The organism is Acidobacteriaceae bacterium (assembly GCA_035944135.1).
Taxonomy (GTDB): domain Bacteria; phylum Acidobacteriota; class Terriglobia; order Terriglobales; family Acidobacteriaceae; genus Granulicella.
Genome location: DASZBM010000002.1, coordinates 1,342,072 through 1,359,798, shown reverse-complemented (window position 1 = coordinate 1,359,798; position 17,727 = coordinate 1,342,072). Strand labels below are relative to the sequence as shown.

Genomic DNA, 17,727 nt, shown 5'->3' with positions numbered 1-17,727 from the left:
AATGGACTGCTGCACTCCGACATCTACCGCAGCTGTTGCCGAGCCACCGGTAACCACTCCGGAAATCTCTACGAATGGTTCGAAGAACGTCAAGCAGCGCACCGGCCGCATTCGGACCATCGCGCTTATCGGTCCGCCCAACTGCGGCAAGTCCACGCTTTTCAACCGGCTGACCGGGATGCGACAGAAGGTCGCCAACTACCCTGGCGTCACCGTCGAGCACCACTCCGGCACGATGAAGAGCTTCGGCCGTCCGGACCTCACGCTGATCGACCTGCCGGGCATCTACTCGCTCGCAACTTACTCTGAGGACGCCCGCGTCGCGGTCGATGTGCTGAAGGGCAACATGCCCGGCGTGCCCGCGCCAGATGCCGTCCTGCTCGTGCTCGACTGCATGCACCTCAACCGGCAGCTCATGCTCGCCGCGCCGATTCTTTCGCTCGGTCTGCCGACGCTCGTGCTGCTGAATATGTCGGACCTGCTCGAAGCCCGCGGCGGCAAGATCGAACCGCTCTCGCTTGCGCATGAGCTCGGCCATCCGGTCGCCCTGATCAGCGCTGCGAAGGGCACCGGGATGGATCGCATCCGCGACTTCCTCGACCAGTTCAACGAGTTCCCGCTCACGCGACCCGGCTCCGCGCGCCTGCCCATCATTCAGAGCCCGGCCTCCTGCCGCAAGTGGGCCGGCCAGGTCTCCACACGCAGTCACTTCGAGCAGCCCGAATCGCCGCTGTGGACGCGCCGCCTCGACTCCATCCTGCTGCATCGCGTCTGGGGTCCGCTCATCTTTCTTGTGGTTGTCATCGCGGTCTTCCAGGTTGTCTTCTCGATCGGCCAGCCACTCAGTGACGGCCTCGGCGATCTGCTCACGCGCGCCGGCAACTTCGTCGCGCAATCTCTGCCGGACAACTGGATTCGCGCGCTATTGCGCGAGGGAATCTGGAACGGCGTGCAATCGGTGCTCGTCTTCCTTCCGCAGATTCTCCTCCTCTTCCTCTTCATTGGCATCCTTGAGGACTCTGGCTATCTCGCGCGCGCCGCTCTCATTGCGGACCGCGTGATGCGTGCGATCGGCCTCAATGGCAAAGCGTTCATCCCTCTGCTCTCCGCGTATGCCTGCGCTGTGCCTGCCATCATGGCCACACGCACCATCGAGAACAAGCGCGAGCGCCTCGCAACGATTCTCATCGCACCGTTCATGACCTGCTCTGCGCGGCTGCCGGTCTACACGCTCATCATCGCGGCGTTCGTTCCGGACCGCCACATCATTGGGCATCTCGTTGGCTTGCGCGCAACCGTCATGCTTAGTCTGTACGCGCTCGGCTTCCTCATGGCTCTTTTCACGGCGAAGCTGCTCAACTCGCGCGTAATGAAGGCGTCGTCCGCGCCGTTCGTGCTGGAGCTCCCGCAGTACCGCTGGCCTACGCCGCGCTCGCTCGCGCTGCGGCTCTATGATCGCGGCAAGCTCTTCGTGAAAAAGGCCGGAACCATCATCCTGGCCTGCACATTCGTTGTCTGGTTGCTCAGCGTTCTTCCAGTCCACGGCGGTCATTTCTCTGATCTTTCCTCGAGCGTCATCGGCCACATCGGCCAATTCATCGCTCCGGTCATTCACCCTCTCGGCTTCGACTGGAAGATCGGCATCGGCCTGCTGAGCTCGATCGTCGCGCGCGAAGTCATCGTCGGCACACTTGGCACGCTGTATGGCGTCGATCCCTCTACGCATGCGGCGAGTCTGCAGCAGGCGCTGCACCACGATCTCGGCATCGGCGGCGCGATTGCACTCGTCGTCTTCTTTGCCTTCGCGATGCAGTGCACTTCAACAATTGCGGTAGTACGTCGCGAGACGAATAGCTGGAAGTGGCCCGCCCTGCAATTTGCGTATATGAGCTGCGCGGCGTATCTCGGCGCGCTGCTAACGAATCAGCTTTTCCTGCATCTCTTCTAAGCAACACCGTTTCTCCGCCGGGCTCGTTTCAAAACCCCTTCGCAAGAAAGCTGCCGCGGAACATTGGTTGAACTGGCGGCGTATTCTTGGGATAGCTGCAACTTCGAAGCCAGAGCGGCGCGCCCGCATGGCCACCAGAAAAACTCCGACAAACTGTGCCGAGTGACCGGCACCCTGCAGGACGGAGGGTCCTTTGTTCAACCTCGAAGAGCTTAGAGAATTTCCACTGTTGTCGTGTCTTCCGGAAGCACAGCTGCAGCGCTTCGCACGCACAGCGGCAGATATCCATCTGAACCAGGGCGATTGGCTGATTCGTGAAGGTGAGCAGCCGTGGTTTTACCTGTGCATTGAAGGATCCTTCGATGTGCTGAAGTACATCAACGGGCAGGAGCTGGTGGTGAACCGCTACAACAAGGGCGAGTTCGGTGGCGAGACCCCGCTGTTGCTCGGATCGGCGGCGATTGCCTCGCTGCGCGCGCGGGAGCCTTCGCGCGTGATGAAGCTGGACCGCGTGCAGTTCAAGGAGCTGCTCGACAGCTCCAAGGAATGCCGCGCACTCGTGATGGAAACGATGAGCAGCCGCCTGAACATGATTCAGGACCGCATGGTCGAAGTTCCAATGTCGCGCGTGCTCGTGGTGGGCTCGCAGTATGACACCGACTGTCGCGACATTCGCAGCTTTCTTTCGTTGAATCACATCCCTTACGAGTGGGTCGATCGCGAGCGCGACCCGGACCGCGTGCCGCCGTGCATGCCGAAGGACCTTTCAGGGCCGGCCGTCGTTGTGGACCGCGCGTTCTGCGTTGGGCAGCCCCCCACGGTGCGCAAGGTGGCCGCAGCGCTCGGCTATCGAACCGAGCCGCGCACCGATGGCTATGACGTGGTTGTGGTCGGAGCGGGACCTGCAGGCCTGGCCGCGGCAGTGTATGGTGCGTCCGAAGGTCTGAAGGTCCTGCTGATCGAGCGCACCGCCGTCGGCGGACAGGCTGGAACCTCATCGCGCATCGAGAACTACCTTGGTTTCCCCAGTGGCATCTCCGGCGATGAGCTCAGCGAGCGTGCCCTGCGTCAGGCCGAATACTTCGGAGCAGAGCTTGTCCTGACACGCGAGGTGGCGAACGTCGAGCCGATTGAGGGTGGATGGTGCGTTGAGTTCGACTGCGGCAAGCGCATAAGCACGCGAGCCGTAATTCTCGCGACCGGCGTCGAGTGGCGCAGACTCGAGGCCGACAACATCGATCGCTTCCTCGGTCGCGGCGTCCTTTATGGCGCATCGCGCATGGAGGCGCCGACGGTCATCGGCAAAGACATCTTCATCGTTGGCGGCGGCAACTCCGCCGGCCAGGCAGCGATGTTCTTCTCCGGATACGCGAACAGCGTGACCGTGCTGGTGAGGGGGTCGGGGCTGAAACTGACGATGTCGAGTTACTTGATCGAGCAGATCAATGCGCGGTCTAACATCAGGGTAGAGCCCTTCACGCGCGTCGTCTCCGTCGGCGGCGAGCATTCGCTGGAGACCATCTGCACCGTCACGGGCAACGACGCTCCGCGGACGCGACGTGCCGATGCGCTCTTCGTGATGATCGGAGCCAATGCTCAGACAAATTGGCTTCCCGCTGATCTGGAGCGAGATGAACTCGGTTACGTGTGCACTGGCCGCGATCTGCCAGGATGGGCAGACGAGGACCGCAATCCCTATCCACTGGAGACGAACCTGCCGGGGCTGTTCTGCGTCGGGGATGTGCGGCACGCGTCGATCAAACGCGTCTCCAGCGGCGTGGGTGAGGGAAGCATGGCCATTGCCTTCGTCCACCAATATCTCGCACTGCAACCGTCGGCGGTTCCGCAGCCGTTAGTGCCGGCGTAGGGCTTATGCCGGCGGTCCTCCGACCCAGGAGCTGCCTTCCTTGTGGCGCTTCAGGGCAGTCATCGCCTGCCTTTCGGCGGACTTGATCTGCGCCTCGCACTTGTCGGTGGGCGTGCCGTCGATAGCCTGGATGTGGCAGGACGAGATCTGGAAGATGATGTCCTTCATGCTCGCGGCAATGCTCTTTTCGCCATCGTCGGCGGCCATGGAATTCAGGTTGTCATTAGATTCTCTAAGCTGCTGCATTGCGCCGCTGAAGTGATCGTTATCTGCTTTCACGTCAACGGCGGCAGCGTTGTCCAGGACGACCTCGGCGGCAGAGACGAAAGTCTCGCGCGGCGGCGGAACAGGATTGAGCGGAGGCGGACCCTCCTGCGCGGGCGCGGCAAGGGCGAACAGGGCTACGGCTACGAGCGCTCCAGAGTTCATGCGACCTCACTTCGGATTCAGTGGTTTTCCGGTTAGACGGTTGCCACTTTCCGAGGTTTGGTGAATTCCAGGCCCGTTTTTATGGCTGGTTAGGTCGCCTTCCGCTGGAAGGCTGTCTTTTTGCCCGCAAAGGAATTCCGGGGCTTCGCCGCAGCGGTTGTGTTGGCGCTGTTTGCTGGCGCTTCGCTGTTCGCCTGGGCAGCTTTTTCACGCATTGCTGCGAGCCGCTGCGCCTTAGGCCCGAGGCCATTCAGTTTGGGCGTTCCAGGTTTCGGAATGAAGTTGCTCATGAGATTCATGGTCTCACGGATCGTTCGTACTGCGGGCTGCAGGGTGACTCTCAGGCATCACCCTGCAACTGGCAGCATGATTAGTGGGCCGCGGAAGCGGCGATGACGGAAGCGATGACGCCCGTCGCAACAGCAGCGAGAACGTAGTTGCCGTCGACCTCGCGCCACTCATAGCCGCGCGGCGGCTGCCTGAGGTGGTAGGCGCGCCAGTCGTCGACGCGTTCGCCGCGGCTCCAATCCTCTTGCCGCATGTGGTAGCCCTTCTTCCAGTCGTCGTGGCGGACGTACTGCTGGTGATGGGCGTCCTGGTGATCGTTGTCGTGCTGGGCGACTGCCATGAGCGGGGTGCAGCAGACGCCGAACAGAATCACTGAAGCTACGGTCTTCTTGATCAAAGGTTTTCCCTCCAGCAAGTTGGACTGACGGGCGGGGACTCAATGTTGCCCGCGCCAGGGAGAGGTTGGGAAGTCGAGTGAGTCGGGTCCCCCATTTTCCGCGGTTGGGGGATCTCACAGCCCGGCTTAACGGGTTTTCCAAGCGCCCGGGAGCGACGGTGATTTCTAGTTCCGGTGTTCGGAAGAGAGGATGTGGTTGTGTTCGGCGCAGATCTGCTGGAAGAAGGCGGCCTGATCGGCGTCCGCGAAGTTGTCCTTTGGATAGGCGCAACGCAGGGCGAAGGAGTGGCGGCTGCCGAGTTCGTTCCAGAGTTGCTCGAGGCGAATGGCTGCATCGCGTTTGCCCTCGGCCCAGAGGATGGCGACCATCTCGCCGAAGGCGACGGGAAAGGACACATTCGGGCCGAGGCTCTCGCGGGCGTCGGCAAGCAGCGGTTCGATGGCGGCGAAGAAGCGGTCGCGATCTGGGACGCCGTCGACCATGAACTTGGCGAGGGTAGCTTCCGCGTCGAGCAGCAGGTATTGTCTGTTGCGCACGGCGAGTGGGAGATCGATGCCCGCGGCGCGTAGGCGGCGCGCGATGCCCTGACGGTGAGGCGCGGCGGCAATGACCAGACAGACGCCTCCGACTTTCAGGGCGCTGCCGATCATGTCACTCAGGTTGTCGAGGAACGCGTCATCGTCTGTGTAGAAATCAACAGTGTGCGAGCCTGCGTGGACGTCCTGGGGGAGAGCGAGGGCGGGTGCGGGTAGGGCCTGACGTGCTTGCGGTTCCGAACTAAACAATGGTGCTCCGAAATCGATAGTGCGTACTCTTTGTGAGACGGCCCCTGACATATATTTGCTGCCTATACGGGCAAGCGTCTGGGTACCACTTCCGTGGCTTGTGGCCAAAGTATTCGATCCAGGGAGCTTAGGTGCTGGAAGGGTTCGCAGAATCCATGGCGAGGCTTTTCACGAGGTCGAAGCTGGGGTCGGAGGCGTAGGCGAAGTGGGGCTCCGGCACGGTCAGGGGCAGGCGGGTGCGGAGCGAGATGGCGAAGAGTTTGGCGAAGACTTCGTTGCGCTCGATGTCTAGTTTTGAGGGCTCGTGCGGGCGAGTGAAGTGGACCGCGAGCGAGGCCATGACGGTGTCGCCGTCCATGACCGGGACGGAGAAAGCGGCGCGAATGGGAGAGGCGAGCGCGCCAGCGCGGCCGTCGGAGAAGAGCGGGTCGGTGAGCATGTCGGTGACGATCCAGGGACGGTGGTGCTCGACGGCGCGGCCGCAGCACTGCGTCCCAATCTTCACATCTCCGCAGCCCTCAATGTACTCGGACGGAAGGTTGTAAATGAGAAAGGGCCGCAGGACGGAACCGTCAACGACGAAGAGGGTGGCGCCCTGAGCGCCGGCCATTTCGCAGGCGACGCCGAGCATACGAGACAAATAGGCGTCTGTCATGAGCGGCCAGTGTAGCAGGGTGAGTCTGGCACTGATGTCGCCACTCCTTTGCCTATCAGATTCCACTCCGGGCGGTAGCGGATCCGCTGGGCGTGCGGAAGGGAAACCGTTAGCAGTTGAAGATGACGGAGTAGTGCGGCGAGCGGCGCACCCAGCATCCAAGGTGGCTATGATTCGTAAGCTCAAATCCGGTGAATTTCGCATCTACAGCCGTCATGCGGATAAGAAGACGGGAAAGCGCAAGAATCTGGGGACGTTCGCGTCGCGTGAGGCGGCCGAGAAACACGAGCGAGCGATCCAGCACTTCAAGCACGGGTGAGTAGAAGGGGCACTTGTTTTCAGTGGCAGCCCAACACTTTCACGCCTTTGCCGGGCGGTGGGGTAGTTCTGTTCCCTAAAATACGGACAGGCTTTGAGGGAACATTCTTTGAAAAAGTTGATGCTATTGATTGTGGCGCTGGGAGTGCTCATGGGCGGTGCTCTGCGTGCCCAGGACTTTGCCGGCAGATGGCAGGGCACGCTTAAGGACAGCAAGGATCTGCGATTAATCCTGGTTGTCTCCGAAGAGGGTGGCAAGCTGCAGGGCAAACTCTACAGCATTGACGAGACTCCACTGCCATACACGGTTTCTTCCATCTCGCAGGATGGCTCGACGGTGAAGTTTGCGATCGACCTCAACGGTACCGCGTATGAAGGCAAGATGAATGCGGCCAAAGACGCGATCGCCGGCACATGGACGCAAGGCGTTACAAAGTCGCTGCCTCTGGAGTTTTCACGCGCCTCGAAGGAGACCGCATGGGAGATTCCGGCTCCTCCAGCGCCTCGCAAGTTGATGCCCGCTGACGCTGACCCATCGTTTGAAGTCGCCACGATCAAGCCGAATCACACAGACGGCGCGAGTATGCAAGCGCTCACGTTTAAGGGACGGAATTTCATAACGGTCAACTCTTCCCTGGCCGACCTGATGATGTTTGCTTATAGCGTGCAGATGAAGCAGATCATTGGCGCTCCGGATTGGATAGAGAAGGACCGATACGATATTGTCGCGACGCCCGCCGAGGAAGGAAGGCCCAGCGCCGATCAGGTGCGAGTGATGATTCGCAAACTCCTCGCGGACCGCTTTCAGTTGAAGTTCCATCATGACAAACGAGAAATGTCGGCGTTCGTTCTCACGGTTGGAAAGGGTGGTGCGAGGCTAAGGCCGGGCCAACGGAACGGTTCGCTGCACGGAATCGGCATGCAGGAGGCCGCGAATGGCTCGCTGCTGTTTGTGAACAACGCACCGATTCCGGCCTTCACGAGTTTTCTTCAGTCGCTGGTGCTTGACCGCCCCGTGGTGGATGAAACGGGCCTGACCGGGAGATACGATTTCACCGTCACCTTCACACCGGATGAGTCCGAATTCAACGGCCATCCGCCAATTACTAAACCTGCCGACGGCGTTGAACCTGCTCCGAGCCTATTCGAGGCCATCCAGGAGCAATTGGGTCTGAAGCTCAGTCCAGAGAAGACCCAGGTGGATGTGCTTGCCATCGATCACGTTGAAAAGCCGTCTGCCAACTAACCGACACCCCCTCCCCCCTGTTTTGTGCAAAGTCGTCCATTCAAAGGACTTAGGGGTGGACTTCTTTTGCAAAGTATTGATTCTAAAGGGCTGGGTCCCACACAGGGGATGCTGGCGAAATTGGGGTGCCGGCGAGGAGTGATCTGGAGCGCATGAAGCCCCCATTTGCACGACGTTGTGAGCGCGAAGGGATGGCGGTTTTCGCGCTGATGGCGAACAATGGAGAACGCGTGCGGTGTGCTCGGAGTTCGGGGGATTTTTCGCGATGGACTGAGGTCTCAGGGCAGGTCTGGGGCGAGGTCTCGGTTTTGGGGGCTGTGCTTCTGGCGCTGACTGTGCCTTCTGCGTTCGGTCAAACTCCTCAGATGCCTTTACATAGCTCCGCCCATCCCTCCACTGTTGTGCTCGGTTTTGTTGGTGGATTTGTCAAGAGGGATGACGACCGGCATCCGGAGGTGCAGATCGTCCGGCGCCTGTCTGACGAAAAGCTCCCAGCGTTCCATGCGGCGGTGTTTGAGAACAAGGAGACGACGGCGGCTCGAAGGCAGATCATCCGATGGCTGGATACCAATGGGGATGGGCAGCTCTCCGCCCAGGAGAAGCAGGATGCGCGAATTATTCTGTTCGGTCACAGCTGGGGCGGGTCGGCGGTGATCAGGCTGGCGGAGGATCTGGAGAGGCGAGGCATTCCCGTCCGGCTGACGATTCAGGTCGACAGCGTGAACAAAGGATGGGGGCACGGCTGTATCATCCCGGCCAATGTTGTCGAGGCGACGGATTTCTATCAGACGCGCGGGGTTCTGCACGGATGCCGGGCGATCCGCGCGGAAGATTCAAAGCGGACGCGGATCACGGGGAATTATGAGTACGAGTACACCGAGCAGCCGGTTGGGTGTCGATCGTATTCCTGGTTCAATCGTCACGTTTTCATGACGCATAACGCGATAGGCTGCGACGCCCGCGTGTGGTCACGAGTTGAAGATGAGATTCAGGCCCAATTGCGGAGCGGCGTTGGCGCGCAGGAGACGGGGAGCGGCATAGCCCACTCATCGCGATGAGACTGCGATGAATGGGGCACCCGGCACGTGACGTTGGGTTGAGATTGTTCGGCACGATGGAGGAAGGGGGCGTAGTCTTAGGAGTAGCCCGCCTTTCCTCTCATTTAAAGCTCAAGTGAGTCCGACGCACACGCTTCATCCAACCGGCATGACTGGAGATCCTATGCGTTCGGAAAAAATTCATCTTGCGCTATCCCATGGCAACAATCGTTTTGAGATATGCAACATGGTGGCGAAGGGTATTCGGTCGACACATGCGGCCGGGCAGCGCACGGAGGAATCGATTGACCGAGTGCTGAGTTTGATTGGGCCGAAGATGATTGGCCCGCGGTTGGTTCCGGTGTATTTCCCGCGACCGAACAGGTAGCCGTTTAAGCTGAGATAAAGACGAAAGGCGGAGCGAGAGCGCTCCGCCTTTCGTGCGTGTGAACCGTTGTTAGCGCCGCGTGCGGTCGGAGACGAGTTCGTCATCGACAACGGTGGTGCCGGCGATGGGTTCGCGAGGGTAGGGACGAGCGATCTCTTCGTCGACACGCTCCGCATCGCTGTACTTCTTGTCGGTGTTCGCGGTGTGAGTGCTGACCGCCTTCTCGCCGGAGGAGGCGATGTCTTCGCCGCCGGCCTGCTTCAAGACATCCTTGGCGCGGGAGATCTCTTCAGACGAGTCGCAGTGGACGGAGACGAGGATGCCGCCATCCTTCACACGGCCTTCGTAACGCTTGGCCTCGTACTCTGGGATGCCCATGCCGACGAGTGCTCCGACGAGGCCACCCACTGCGCCGCCAACGCCGAGACCGGCGAGTGCGCCCATGATGGGACCCGCAGCGATGAGCGGACCGACGCCCGGGATGGCGAGTGCGCCGATGCCGGCAAGAAGACCAAGCGTGCCGCCGATTACGCCGCCGACGCCGACGCCGGTTGCGGTGCCCTCAGGTGCCTTGGTGTTCTTCTCGGTCGCGAACTCACGCGAGTTGTCCTTGTCGGCCATGAGCACGGAGACATCCTGGTTAGAGAAGCCTGCTGCGACGAGACGGTCGACTGCGGATTCGGCTGCTGAACGAGTGGGGAAGATTGCGAATGCTGCTGTGTTTTTACCTGCCATGAGAGATCTCCTGGGACTGAAACAGATTTGATTTTGCGTGAATGGGGTCGTGATTACTGCTTGACGGTGAGCTCATCGGTGACTTTGTCAGAACCACCTGCGACCTCAGCAGCTTTGGAAGCGACTGTGTGCTTCTCTTCGTCGGAGTGCACGGGTCCCCTGAGCGTCACGTTGCCGTTCTGCGTGATGATCTTGACGTTGTGCGCGTAGGTGGAGAGAGACTTGTCGGACTCGATGGAGCGACGAATGTCGCGAGTGATCTCGCGGTCGGACTTGTTTTCCGGCTGCTGATCGGCGGTGGGTCTGGCGTTGTGATCTTTGTTTCTTGCGGAATTATCGGGAGCAGTCTGGGACTGGGGGCTTTGATCCTGTGCTCTGACGACGATGGGGGTTGCGCAGAACAGAAAAAGCGCGCAGGCAACCGCAGCCGTTCTGGACGGCGTGGACATCTTGGACATTGAATCACCTCATGAAAATGGCTGGATGCGGGCTCTCGCCTAGGAACGCTTAGTGCGAGGTGGATCCAGCCGTTATACGAAACCTTGTACAGCGCAAGCGCTGAATAAAGGCGTTTCTGTATCACGTGATGAGATGCCGGGGAGACGAGTGATGTTGTGCGAGATGAGAACGAGGGTTACTGCGGATGTTGGTACGCTGAGCGACATTGGCGATGCGGAGCACACTGATGTGCGATGAAGCTGCGCACCTGCGAAGACACGAAGACCCACGCGTGAAATACAGCGTGGGTCTTCGTAAACCGTTGACGATTTCAGCTTAGTGCCGTGTGACGACGACCGAAACGACACCGGTGTGGGAGTTGGCCATGACATAGTTGCCGTCAACCTGGCGCCACTCGTAGCCTGAGCGCGGCCGCTGAAGGTGGCTGGAGCGGTAGTCGACTTGCTGGCCGCGGTCCCAGTCGTCGTGATTCATGTGGTAGCCGCGCTTCCATTCCTTGTGCTCGACGTACTGCTGCTGGCCATGATCGCCCTGACGGTCATACTGCTGCTGCTGAGCATGATCGTCGTGATGGTCGTACTGCTGGGCGATGACGGCGAGCGGCGCGCAGCAGGCGCCGAGGAGGATAAATGTGGAGAGAGTTTTCTTGAACAAGTTGTTTGACCTCAGGTGGTCGGATGGGCTCGGAGGCCGCACTGTTGTTCCGGGGACACAAGTATTACGTTGAGAGGTCTGGGTTGCTTGGAGGGGAAGAGATTTCTGCTGCAGGGAATGGGGCTCGTTCCTGGCTTCGTATAGGGTGGGGCGCGCCGGTCACGGGACTGCTCACTTGTGCGCGAACGAACGGACGAGGATGACCATGTTCCAGATTTCCTGCTCGTTTTGGCGACCAGCTTCGCCGGACATCTGGCCGCGTCCGTTCTGGATGATGTAGAAGAGTTGGCCATCGGTGAGGTCGCGGAGGGCGGCGGGGTCGGTGTAGTCCTTGAGGTTCATGCCGGCTCCGACATCGCCTTTGCCGTTGCCGTTAGCGCCGTGGCACATCGCGCAGTCGTAGCCGTACATTTTGCGGGCCTTGGCGAGAGAGACGGGAGTGGCTTTGACGGGATTGACCTTGGCGGCGTCGGCGGCGGGGATGGGTGCGTCGGCGGGTTTGGGCGCGTCGGCGGTTTGCTGGTGGAGCGTGGTTGCCGGGAGAAGCAGTAAGAGCGTGAGTGCCGGTTTGAGCATTGGTGCCTCCGTGCGTGCTGGAGTCCAGTGGCCGCTACGGCGGGGAGGCTGGATTTCGGCCGGGAGAAGTATGTCATAACGCAGGAAGAAAGTATGTGATTGCGTGCGCTTGCGAGGATCACGATGGTGCGCGGGGCCCCCCCTCCCCGGTGTTTTTGCGCAAAATCTTCCATTGAAAAGACTTAGCGGTGGACCTCTATTTGCAAAATCTTGATTCTAAAGGGCGGGGTGCCGCACGGGGGATGGCGGCGAAAATTGGGGTGCTCGAGTTCGTGCGTGAGTCTTTGTGGAGCAAGTTTCGAGAGAGAACTACGGGGCCAGCTTCAGTGCTGACGAACGGGGGGTATGATTCCGGTAATCCGAAAATGGGCCAGCGGTTTCGGTTTTGGCGAATCAGATGCCAAGCATCGACGTACGACGATGGGACAACTCCTGAAGGAGGATGAAACCCGATGGCAACCTCTAAAGAACGTGACAAATGCAAGCATCCGCCCTGCACGTGTAAGGTTCCGTCGGGAACCTCTTACTGCAGCGCGTCGTGCGAAGGCGCGGGGGATACTCCGGATATCGAGTGCATGTGCGGGCATCCGGCGTGCAAAGGCAGCATCGATTAAGCGCGATAGATGGTAGGGGCCCTCGATCGCTAATGACACTCTTTCTGCGGATGAAGGGTAGATTCTGTACTAAAACGCCTGCGAACCCCACATCTCAAAATCGAGATGTGGGCACCCGATTGTGGGGATTGGGTCAGATGTGGGCCGCCCGCCCTGCTGGGGTTTGCGGGGGTGGTGAAGCAGCGGCTTTGCTAAAGAGAAAAAGATGTGAGAGCCCCGCGGATGCGGGATTCTTCGTTTCGGGGGGGTTCGTTGGCGGGTATGAAGGAAGGCAATTCAGTCGTTACGGCTTCGCCTTCACTCCGGCCTTCGGCAGAGTGGATGCGCTTTTCACCCCAGCGAACAAGTTCGCCGGGGACCCCGATTGCGCGGGGCGGTTGACCCAGGGCTACGGGCACGGAGAAGCGTGCCCTGCGCCCTGGGCTGGTATGGGTCGCGCCTTCAGCGCTCGGCGTTATCGTGCGGGCGAGGTCGCTGTCGAGGAAGGGAAGTCGGTGGTAACAGGTGAAGGTGATGAAGTGACTCGTGGCCGAAGGTTTGGTATCGCTTCAGATGGGAAGGCATGGCCTGAGGGGATTCTACGGTTTTGCTTTGGGTGTGTCGGTGGCTCGAGAGTGGAAGGGAGGCATCCTCGTCCCCACCCGTCCGCGATGCAGCCGCGTACGGATGGGGCACCCGGGCTTTTGTGGTGGTTCGAAGAAGTTACGGGTGGGCCACCCGCCCGCCACTGCGTTTGTGTTTGATCTGAAAAGTTACGGGTTGGCCACCCGTCTACTCGCCCTCTACGCGACTTGCTCTGTTCCCGCTTGATGCTTGGATAGAAGCTCTTTGAGTTGCCTAAAGCGTTCTGTGAGCGATCCCAAGCCACCGGTGTAACCAAGGTACGCGCCGACTATGGGTTGATAGAGACCTGTCCTCGCAAGCCTCTGAAGATGACCTTGAAGCTCTTTTCGGCTGATTCCCGTTTGCACCTCAACATCGTCTTCAAACTGGTCCCAAAACTTGCGAGCGAAGATTAGGTCATTGTCCCTCGGGTCGCGCTGCGTCTCACACTCGTGCTTATAGAGAAGCGATAAAATCACGAACTCTCGGTACCCAAGCTCGTCGATGATTTCTAAGTCCTCTTCGTATAGATCCTGGGCTTCTACTGTTGAGAATCGATTCTCTCTCCAATGGGCCGCGAAGACTCGCGCGAGCAACTCAATTTTCTCCTGCCGTCTTGTCTCCATCGCTTTTGCTGCGGCAGCCGCGAATGCCTCCAGGAAGCGTTGGGTTCGAATCTCTTCTGGAGATGGGTGCAGATTTAGCTGGGTTAAACCGGTGGTGAGACATTGGAGGCGTTCTCGCTTGAGGAAAGCCAATGCGCTGATGATGCCTGCGTCTGCCAACGCCGTAATACCATGTGTTGGCACAGCAAGTGCCACAGCCCCGACTCTTATCGGTACGCAGGCCTCGTACCACTCGCCGAAGCGGTCAAGAATTGATTTGGTTTCATTCTGGTCATTCGACTCGTGCATTCTCTCCTCTCGTGTCGCGCTGTTCATCTCAGTTTGTGAGTGCTTCAAAGGTTGCGGGAGGCGTGTCTACCGGTTAGCAATCCGGTTCCTCGCGATTTCCGCAAGTGCGGCACATGATTCCATCCCATGGGCCGAACTCGCCGCACCGCGAGCATCGCCAACTCTCGTGCGGATTTACTACATTGGGAATCATGCCGCTGACTTTGCCATCATGGACGTGCGCGATGTTGCCAGTCACGGAATGAACTTTCCAGCCTTGTGACGTGCTGAGAGCAGCGGGTGAGTTTGGCACGATCAGTTCGGTGTGCTCCGCAATGCGGATCTTCACCTCGGCAGATGCGCTTGCCATAGGTATATCCAACATGATTTCCATCACGTCCGCTTGCGTTAGGCTTCCTGCGGTAAGTGCGCACGCGAGCTGGCCAAGAATTTCCCCTCCTCTTTTCCTTGAGAGGAATTTCTGTTGTTCGGCTTTGAGCTTCGGTGCTCGTGCCCTGAGCTGATTCACGGTGAAAAGGGTTTGTGGCGCGTTCGGCAGAATGGAGTCGCTCTTGCGGATGTTGCATCCTTGGTGGCACGTAACCCAGTTTTCGAACCCATTGATGCTGAATTCTTCACCGAGGGCGTAGCCCGTCTTTATATCCTCTAATGTCTCCACTTTTTCAAGTAGATTTTCGGGAAAAACGTGATCGATTTGCACATCTCTGAAGATCAGAGGCTGGCCACACCAAAAACACTTACCACCGTCGGCCAAGTACACGACAAACCGCTCATCTGGAGAAAAAACATGCTTTGCCATAATGGGTAAAGGACAGTAGACATTATGCATTATTCAAACGAGGTCGCAATTGCTATTGGCGAACTGCTCCCCTTGTTCAGGCCGTTCGCGCAATCTGACAGATTCACTTCCGAGCAGAGCTTCATTCTGGGACAGATTTCCGGTGCGTGTCTCAGGGCCACGGACGCAACCCTCATATTGCTGGAGCAGGAGCGGATTTGGGAGTCAGAGATCACTCTACGGACGGTCACGGAGGGGACTGTCAAGATGTTGTTTCTTCTTTCCTCCCCCGACTTGTTCGCGGATAAGTATTCGGAGTTCACGGAAACGTTACCGGATATCGCAGAGTTGCGCAGCCATGAGAGGGCCAAGGAGTTATTGGCCTCGCTTTCAAAAGGAGCGGCAGCGGACCTGGAATTTCATCAGAAGTTGATCATTTCCGCAGAGAGGGAAAAGGAGCTAAGAGATCGGTACCCACGCCTTCTCCGGCAACAGATTGAGCAGCGCTGGAGCTTCAGCGAAATGATTAATGCTATTTCAAAGAGTTCGTTGGTCGCTTCGGATCTATTTAAATCTCTCCTCTACGGCTACTGGACATCGAGCCAAGTAGCACATGTGAGTTTTGAAGGCATCATGATGCCGACGGAGAGGGAGAGTCGTGAGCCTCGTCAAAAGCTCGCGGTTAATTTGGCGCATTCAGCGCGCGTAGCTTCCGATTGCTACATTTATTGCATCATGCGATTGCATACGGCGATTAAGTTCGTTGGAGCCGATCTATCAGACTTTCGTAGCGCGATAGAGGCGCACAAATCACGGCTCCAAGGGCTACAGAATCTTTACCTTGCGTGGCGAGACACGGAGTTGGCCGAGAACTTCTCATGAGAACAGAAACTCTTTGGTGCGGAGGTCTTTGATTTGGTTGCGGAGGGTGGCGGCGCGTTCGTCCTTCGACTTCGCTGCGCTCCGCTCAGGATGACGGTTAGCTGAATAAGAATTCTTTGGTTCTGAGTTCCTTTATCGTGTCTCTGAGAGTTGCCGCCTTTTCAAACTCGAATTTTTTGGCGGATTCGCGCATTTCGGTTTCTAGTTTGGCGATGTAGGTGTCGAGTTCGGCCTGGGTGTTGAAGGTGAGCTCTTCGGCGGTGGGGGAGAGCTCGTCGGTGAGGTCGGCGTATTCGGCCTTGAGGATGGTGGCGAGGGAGTCGTTGATGGCGCGGATGACGGTGCGGGGTTCGATGCCGTACTCCTCGTTGTAGGCTTCCTGCTTTTCGCGGCGGCGATTGGTTTCGTCGATGGCGCGCTGCATGGAGTCGGTCATCTTGTCGGCGTAGAGGATGGCGCGGCCTTCGAGGTGGCGGGCGGCGCGGCCGATGGTCTGGATGAGGGAGCCCTGGGAGCGGAGGAAGCCTTCCTTGTCGGCGTCGAGGATGGCGACGAGTGAGACCTCGGGTAGGTCGAGGCCTTCGCGGAGGAGGTTGATGCCGATGAGGACGTCGTACTCGCCGCGGCGGAGGTCGCGGAGGAGGCGTATGCGCTCGAGGGTTTCGATTTCGGAGTGCATGTAGCGGCAGCGGACGCCGACCTCGGAGTAGTAGTTGGCGAGGTCTTCGGCCATGCGCTTGGTGAGGGTGGTGACGAGGACGCGCTGGTTGATGGCGGCGCGTTCGCGGATCTCGGCGAGGAGGTCGTCGATCTGGCCTTTGATGGGGCGGATTTCTACTTGCGGGTCGACGAGGCCGGTGGGGCGGATGATCTGTTCGATGACGACGCCGGCGGACTTGGTGAGCTCGTAGGGGCCGGGCGTGGCGGAGACGTAGATGGTCTGGCCGACGCGTGTCTCCCACTCTTCGAAGCGGAGGGGGCGGTTGTCCATGGCGGAGGGAAGACGGAAGCCGTAGTCGACGAGGTTTTGTTTGCGCGAGCGGTCGCCGTGCCACATGCCGTGGAGCTGCGGGACGGTGACGTGGGACTCGTCGATGAAGGTGAGGAAGTCGCGGGGGAAGTAGTCGAGGAGGGTTGGGGGTGGCTCGCCGGGGAGGCGGCCGGAGAAGTGGCGCGAGTAGTTTTCGATGCCGTGGCAGTAGCCGACGGACTTGATCATTTCGAGGTCGAAGCGGGTGCGCTGGTGGATGCGCTGAGATTCGACAAGGCGGCCTTCTTTTTCGAGCTGCGCTTCCCAGTCGGTGAGCTCGGCGAGGATGGAGTTGATGGCGGTGGATTTGCGCTCGGGTTGAACGACGTAGTGGGACTTTGGGTAGATGGGCAGGCGTGAGAAGCGCTGCTTGACGGTGCCGAAGAGTGGATCGATTTGCGAGAGGGAGTCGATCTCGTCGCCGAAGAGCTCGATGCGGAAGGCGTTTTCGTCGTAGGTGGGGTAGACCTCGATGATGTCGCCGCGGACGCGGAAGGTGCCGCGGCGGAAGTCGACGTCGTTGCGCTCGTAGAGGATTTCGACGAGACGCCGGGTGATGTCTTCGCGCTTGAGCTTCTGGCCTTTTTCGAGGAGGAGAAGCATGCCGTAGTAGGCTTCGGGCGAGCCGAGGCCGTAGATGCAGGAGACGGAGGAGACGATGATGACGTCGCGGCGTTCGAAGAGGGAGCGGGTGGCGGATAGGCGGAGCTTGTCGAGCTCGTCGTTGATGGTGGCTTCTTTTTCGATGTAGAGGTCGCCGGAGGGAATGTAGGCTTCGGGCTGGTAGTAGTCGTAGTAGGAGACGAAGTACTCGACGGCATTGGTCGGGAAGAACTGCTTGAACTCATGGAAGAGCTGGGCGGCGAGGGTCTTGTTGTGGGCGAGGATGAGCGCGGGGCGGTTGAGCTCGGCGATGACCTTGGCCATGGTGAAGGTCTTGCCGGAGCCGGTGACGCCGAGGAGCGTCTGATCTTTTTCGCCGGCGTTGACGCCCGAGACGAGCTCGCGAATGGCGGTGGGTTGGTCGCCCTGAGGCTTGTAGTCTGTGTGGAGCTGAAAGTCCATGATTATAGGATACGGAAAGGCGTGCGGGGCCGGTCTGGAGCGACAGGAGCAAAGAATC

The 17,727-nt window shown here is 59.4% G+C and carries 19 protein-coding genes; 7 read left to right on the top strand and 12 right to left on the bottom strand.

Annotated features, from left to right (window positions below):
- The first annotated feature begins 1 nt into the window (after position 1).
- Both feoB and VGU25_08350 read left to right on the top strand, forming a co-directional pair.
- Positions 2-1,948, top strand: coding sequence for a ferrous iron transport protein B (feoB, locus tag VGU25_08355; GenBank protein ID HEV2577208.1), 1,947 nt, complete (start codon positions 2-4; stop codon positions 1,946-1,948).
- A gap of 229 nt (positions 1,949-2,177) precedes the next feature.
- Complete coding sequence (locus tag VGU25_08350) at positions 2,178-3,815, top strand: FAD-dependent oxidoreductase (protein ID HEV2577207.1); 1,638 nt, start codon at positions 2,178-2,180, stop codon at positions 3,813-3,815.
- A gap of 3 nt (positions 3,816-3,818) precedes the next feature.
- On the opposite strand, the gene VGU25_08345 is transcribed toward VGU25_08350, so the two are convergent.
- The 5 genes from VGU25_08345 to VGU25_08325 all read right to left on the bottom strand — a co-directional run bounded on the left by VGU25_08345 (position 3,819) and on the right by VGU25_08325 (position 6,346).
- Positions 3,819-4,244, bottom strand: a complete 426-nt coding sequence (locus VGU25_08345) for a hypothetical protein (protein ID HEV2577206.1) — start codon at positions 4,242-4,244, stop codon at positions 3,819-3,821.
- 89 nt (positions 4,245-4,333) lie between these two features.
- Positions 4,334-4,543, bottom strand: a complete 210-nt coding sequence (locus tag VGU25_08340; GenBank protein HEV2577205.1) for a hypothetical protein — start codon at positions 4,541-4,543, stop codon at positions 4,334-4,336.
- 71 nt (positions 4,544-4,614) lie between these two features.
- Positions 4,615-4,929, bottom strand: a complete 315-nt coding sequence (locus VGU25_08335; protein ID HEV2577204.1) for an RcnB family protein — start codon at positions 4,927-4,929, stop codon at positions 4,615-4,617.
- 165 nt (positions 4,930-5,094) lie between these two features.
- Positions 5,095-5,715 carry an MEDS domain-containing protein gene (locus VGU25_08330; protein HEV2577203.1) on the bottom strand — a complete coding sequence of 207 codons (621 nt, stop codon included), beginning with the start codon at positions 5,713-5,715 and terminating at the stop codon, positions 5,095-5,097.
- A gap of 127 nt (positions 5,716-5,842) precedes the next feature.
- The gene (locus VGU25_08325) at positions 5,843-6,346 is read right to left on the bottom strand and encodes a GAF domain-containing protein (GenBank protein ID HEV2577202.1); all 504 of its coding nucleotides are present in this window, start codon (positions 6,344-6,346) and stop codon (positions 5,843-5,845) included.
- Positions 6,347-6,539: 193 nt separating this feature from the next.
- On the opposite strand from VGU25_08325, the gene VGU25_08320 reads away from it, so the two are divergent.
- The 4 genes from VGU25_08320 to VGU25_08305 all read left to right on the top strand — a co-directional run bounded on the left by VGU25_08320 (position 6,540) and on the right by VGU25_08305 (position 9,359).
- Complete coding sequence (locus tag VGU25_08320; protein HEV2577201.1) at positions 6,540-6,689, top strand: hypothetical protein; 150 nt, start codon at positions 6,540-6,542, stop codon at positions 6,687-6,689.
- Between the two features lie 108 nt (positions 6,690-6,797).
- Positions 6,798-7,934: a TIGR03435 family protein gene (locus VGU25_08315; GenBank protein ID HEV2577200.1), complete on the top strand. Its 1,137-nt coding sequence runs from the start codon at positions 6,798-6,800 to the stop codon at positions 7,932-7,934.
- Between the two features lie 152 nt (positions 7,935-8,086).
- Positions 8,087-8,992: a hypothetical protein gene (locus tag VGU25_08310; protein HEV2577199.1), complete on the top strand. Its 906-nt coding sequence runs from the start codon at positions 8,087-8,089 to the stop codon at positions 8,990-8,992.
- A gap of 163 nt (positions 8,993-9,155) precedes the next feature.
- Positions 9,156-9,359: a hypothetical protein gene (locus VGU25_08305; protein HEV2577198.1), complete on the top strand. Its 204-nt coding sequence runs from the start codon at positions 9,156-9,158 to the stop codon at positions 9,357-9,359.
- Between the two features lie 69 nt (positions 9,360-9,428).
- Here the strand turns inward: VGU25_08305 and VGU25_08300 are convergent, their stop codons facing one another.
- From VGU25_08300 to VGU25_08275, 6 genes are all read right to left on the bottom strand, one after another.
- Positions 9,429-10,094: a general stress protein gene (locus VGU25_08300; GenBank protein ID HEV2577197.1), complete on the bottom strand. Its 666-nt coding sequence runs from the start codon at positions 10,092-10,094 to the stop codon at positions 9,429-9,431.
- Positions 10,095-10,147: 53 nt separating this feature from the next.
- Positions 10,148-10,552: a BON domain-containing protein gene (locus VGU25_08295; protein ID HEV2577196.1), complete on the bottom strand. Its 405-nt coding sequence runs from the start codon at positions 10,550-10,552 to the stop codon at positions 10,148-10,150.
- Between the two features lie 316 nt (positions 10,553-10,868).
- On the bottom strand, positions 10,869-11,207 hold the full coding sequence (locus tag VGU25_08290) for an RcnB family protein (GenBank protein HEV2577195.1): 339 nt from the start codon (positions 11,205-11,207) through the stop codon (positions 10,869-10,871).
- A gap of 171 nt (positions 11,208-11,378) precedes the next feature.
- Positions 11,379-11,783 (bottom strand): c-type cytochrome, encoded by a 405-nt coding sequence (locus VGU25_08285; GenBank protein ID HEV2577194.1) that lies wholly within the window; start codon positions 11,781-11,783, stop codon positions 11,379-11,381.
- A gap of 1,396 nt (positions 11,784-13,179) precedes the next feature.
- Positions 13,180-13,914, bottom strand: coding sequence for a hypothetical protein (locus tag VGU25_08280; GenBank protein ID HEV2577193.1), 735 nt, complete (start codon positions 13,912-13,914; stop codon positions 13,180-13,182).
- Positions 13,915-13,987: 73 nt separating this feature from the next.
- On the bottom strand, positions 13,988-14,713 hold the full coding sequence (locus tag VGU25_08275; protein ID HEV2577192.1) for a hypothetical protein: 726 nt from the start codon (positions 14,711-14,713) through the stop codon (positions 13,988-13,990).
- A 24-nt stretch (positions 14,714-14,737) separates the two neighbouring features.
- Between VGU25_08275 and VGU25_08270 the strand changes: the two genes are divergently transcribed.
- Positions 14,738-15,574, top strand: a complete 837-nt coding sequence (locus VGU25_08270) for a DUF5677 domain-containing protein (GenBank protein ID HEV2577191.1) — start codon at positions 14,738-14,740, stop codon at positions 15,572-15,574.
- A gap of 97 nt (positions 15,575-15,671) precedes the next feature.
- Here VGU25_08270 and uvrB read toward each other — a convergent pair whose 3' ends face one another.
- Complete coding sequence (gene uvrB, locus VGU25_08265) at positions 15,672-17,669, bottom strand: excinuclease ABC subunit UvrB (GenBank protein HEV2577190.1); 1,998 nt, start codon at positions 17,667-17,669, stop codon at positions 15,672-15,674.
- Positions 17,670-17,727: the final 58 nt, after the last annotated feature.